The organism is Leisingera sp. MMG026 (assembly GCF_021654205.1).
GTDB lineage: Bacteria > Pseudomonadota > Alphaproteobacteria > Rhodobacterales > Rhodobacteraceae > Leisingera.
Map to the genome: position 1 here is coordinate 1 of NZ_JAKFZM010000168.1, position 376 is coordinate 376.

Annotated in this window: 1 protein-coding gene; it reads left to right on the forward strand. The window is 56.6% G+C overall.

Going from position 1 to position 376, the window contains the following annotated elements:
* Positions 1-376: integrase core domain-containing protein (locus L1069_RS24015; protein ID WP_237457314.1), on the forward strand; the 376-nt coding region annotated here is incomplete at both ends.

Sequence of the window (376 nt, forward strand, 5' to 3'; positions counted from 1 at the left end):
TGGCGGTCCGAGTGAAAAGGAAACTGAACGCGAACGAGGTCATCGACGCACTGACGGACCTGTTTATCCTGCGTGGCGTGCCTGCTTACATTCGGTCAGACAATGGCCCTGAGTTCATAGCTCAGGCCGTCAGGGGGTGGATCAAAGCCGTTGGCGCCAAGACAGCCTGCATTGAGCCTGGATCCCCTTGGGAGAACGGATACTGCGAAAGCTTCAACGGGCGAATGCGGGATGAATTGCTGAACGGTGAAATCTTCTATTCGTTACGCGAGGCTCAGATAATCATTGAAAGCTGGAGGAAACACTACAACACTAGGCGGCCCCACAGTGCTCTGGGCTACCGCCCACCTGCGCCAGAGGCCATCGTCCCGATGGG